The organism is Pseudomonadota bacterium (genome assembly GCA_039193195.1).
GTDB lineage: Bacteria > Pseudomonadota > Gammaproteobacteria > Steroidobacterales > JBCBZW01 > JBCBZW01.
Genome location: JBCCWS010000104.1, coordinates 1 through 2,670, shown reverse-complemented (window position 1 = coordinate 2,670; position 2,670 = coordinate 1). Strand labels below are relative to the sequence as shown.

5 protein-coding genes are annotated in these 2,670 nt (G+C 67.3%); all 5 read left to right on the top strand.

From position 1 onward, the window contains the following. Positions 1-203 (top strand): hypothetical protein (locus tag AAGA68_27380; GenBank protein ID MEM9388793.1); only part of this gene is annotated, 203 nt, incomplete at its 5' end. Further along, positions 200-670: an HRDC domain-containing protein gene (locus tag AAGA68_27375; protein ID MEM9388792.1), complete on the top strand. Its 471-nt coding sequence runs from the start codon at positions 200-202 to the stop codon at positions 668-670. The genes AAGA68_27380 and AAGA68_27375, both read left to right, overlap by 4 nt. After that, the gene (locus AAGA68_27370; GenBank protein MEM9388791.1) at positions 667-1,674 is read left to right on the top strand and encodes an RNA-directed DNA polymerase; all 1,008 of its coding nucleotides are present in this window, start codon (positions 667-669) and stop codon (positions 1,672-1,674) included. Before AAGA68_27375 ends, AAGA68_27370 begins: the two co-directional genes overlap by 4 nt. A 9-nt stretch (positions 1,675-1,683) precedes the next feature. Beyond that, positions 1,684-1,863: an SUMF1/EgtB/PvdO family nonheme iron enzyme gene (locus AAGA68_27365; protein MEM9388790.1), complete on the top strand. Its 180-nt coding sequence runs from the start codon at positions 1,684-1,686 to the stop codon at positions 1,861-1,863. A gap of 69 nt (positions 1,864-1,932) precedes the next feature. Next, a partial coding sequence (locus AAGA68_27360; protein ID MEM9388789.1) for a formylglycine-generating enzyme family protein occupies positions 1,933-2,670 on the top strand: 738 nt, incomplete at its 3' end.

Genomic DNA, 2,670 nt, shown 5'->3' with positions numbered 1-2,670 from the left:
GTGGCTCGTGGGACTCCTTCGGCGGGCCCCTGCGTTCCGCCTGCCGTGACGCTGGCCACGCCGACGTCCGCTTCAACCTCGTGGGCTTCCGCCTGGTCGCAGGTCCCCCGAGTGACCGCGCCGGGACGGCGCGCGGCGGCGCGGTTGCTGCGGAGCGCAACCGCCAAGCCTCCTCGCGCCGAAAACGCCGCCCTTCGCGATGAAGTTCAAATTCTTCTTCATCCCCACCCACCACACGACCAGCGCCGAGGATCAACTCAACGCCTTCGTCAGCCAGCACGCCATCACCGACGTGCGCCGCGAGTACAGCCCCCGCAGCGATCCCCCGGGCTGGAGCATTTGCATCACCTACGAAGGTGCTTCGCCCTCCGCCTCAGACACGCGACGCTCGCGCGAAGAGGTCGATTACCGCCGCGTGCTGTCGCCCGAGGACTTCAGCGTGTACTACGAAGCGCGCGAGCTGCGCAAACAGCTCGCTGCCGAGGCGGGCATCCCCGTCTACCAGGTGTTCACTAACAAACAACTGGCGGAGATGGTCACGGGCCGAGTGCGCAGCGTCACCCAGCTCCGCGACATCGCGGGCGTCGGGGCTGCGCGCGTCGAGCGCTACGGTGAGGCGTTCGTCGCCCTGATCACGCGCCTGCAAGAAGAGGAGGCGCCGGACCAATGAAGCGCTTCCTCATCCACGACGAGCAGGTGTCGAGCTGGCAAGCCGTAGCATCGGCGAGCCGGCGCGCGGCGCGGGGCAAGCGGAATCGAGCGGAGGTGGTGGCATTCTTCGCCCATGCCGACGACGCGCTGGCCAGGGTGAGCGCGGCGCTGCGCGGCGGTCGGCTGCCGCGAGGCACCTTTCGCCGTTTCGTCATCCACGATCCGAAGCGTCGGGAGATCACTGCGGCGCCTTTCGAGGATCGCGTCGCCCATCACGCGATCGTCCAGCCCTTGGTGCAGCCGCTGGACACGTGGCTAGCCGCCACCAGCTTCGCGTGCCGTCCCGGAAAGGGCGTTCACGCCGCCGTTCGTCACGTACAGCGCCAGTGCTGCCGATACCCGGTGTATCTGAAAATGGACGTATGCGCGTACTTCGAGCGCATCGACCACGCCCGCCTGCGCGCGTTGCTCCAACGGCGCCTCAAAGGCGGCCTGCTTTTCGATCTTCTCGACGCCGTGTTGGCAAGCTTCAGCGCCGTCCGGGGCCGGGGCCTGCCGATCGGCGCGCTCACCTCGCAGCAGTTCGCCAACGTCTACCTCAACCCTGCCGACCAGTGGCTCCTCGCCCACCCCCACGTGCGCGCCCACTGCCGCTACATGGACGACACGGTGGTTTGGTGCGAGTCGACGCGCGAGGCCCGTGAACTCTTCACCGCCTATCAAGACTACTTGCACGAGCACTGGGCCCTGACCCTCAAGGCGCCGGTGATCCAACGCTCGCGCCACGGCATCGGCTTCTGCGGCTACCGCGTGAGCCCCGGCAAACTGCGCCCATCGCGCCGGCGCTTACAGCGCTGCAAGACGGGCCTGCACGCCTGGCAGGCGAAGTACCTCGCGGGCGATATCGACGCCCTTCAACTCCAGCAGATTACCGACGCTCTGCTGGCCATGCTGTTGCCCGGAGAGAGCACGGGCTGGCGCCGCGACCTGCTCGCGCGAGGATTACCCGTTGTCGACTCCTAGTCGCTACACTTGGCTGCGGGCACGACGCGTCACGCTGGCGGCAACCGCGTCATCCGCGGTGGCTCGTGGAACAACAACGGCAGGAACCTGCGTTCCGCCTACCGTAACGCTAACCACGCCGACGACCGCAACAACAACGTGGGCTTCCGCCTGGTCGCAGCTCGCCGTGGGGCACCGCAGTGTGCATGACCCACGGGGACCAGCGTCGTGTCCTGTCCTCGCGCCGCTGGCGGGGGGCGAAGCCAAGAGGGCCGGTACGTGAGTCGCGCGTCTGTAAAAGCGTACCGGCACCTCGCCTCGCTGCTGGAGGAGCTCGGCCAGCGCGAGCGTCCGCCCCCGCCCGGGAGTCCCTGGCGGGAGCACCCGCCTCAAGTGTTTCCGGCGCCTTGGGCGAGCAGTTGGGGGGAGGATGAGTTTGGGGTGTGGTGTGGGTTCTCCGTGGGCGGGGTGGAGCAGCGCATGCGGTGGATCCCGCCGGGCGTGGCGCAGGTGGGGTCGCCAGATGATGAGCCGGAACGCTATGGGGACGAAGTGCGATACGAGCGTGCGGTCGACGGGTTCTGGATGGCCGAGACAGCTTGTAGCCAGGATCTCTGGCGTGCGGTGGTGGGCGATGACCCGTCCGAGTTCAAGCAGGGAGACCATCCTGTCGAGAGCGTGAGCTGGGATGATGTCCAGAAGCGTTTCTTACCCATGGTGACCCAACAGCTCCCGGGGGCGAGGCTACCCACTGAGGTGGAGTGGGAGTACGCGTGCCGTGCCGGTACGGTCTCGCCGTTCTGGTGGGGGAGGGTGCTATCGCCGGGGCTGGCGAATTACGACGGAAACTACCCCTACGATGGCGGGAAGAAGGGAGAGTACCGCCAGAGAACCAGGTCGGTTTTGAAGGGTCTTCCCAATCCATGGGGGCTCTACCAGGTGCATGGCAACGTCTTCGAGTGGTGCCAGGATGAGTGGCAAGATGATCCGCGCCAGCCGCCGGTGGGCGCTGGCGGC

Bases quoted from the DNA above. Each gene is read 5' to 3' on its own strand.
- AAGA68_27375 (MEM9388792.1), top strand. From the start codon at position 200: ATGAAGTTCAAATTCTTCTTCATCCCCACCCACCACACGACCAGCGCC.
- AAGA68_27370 (MEM9388791.1), top strand. From the start codon at position 667: ATGAAGCGCTTCCTCATCCACGACGAGCAGGTGTCGAGCTGGCAAGCC.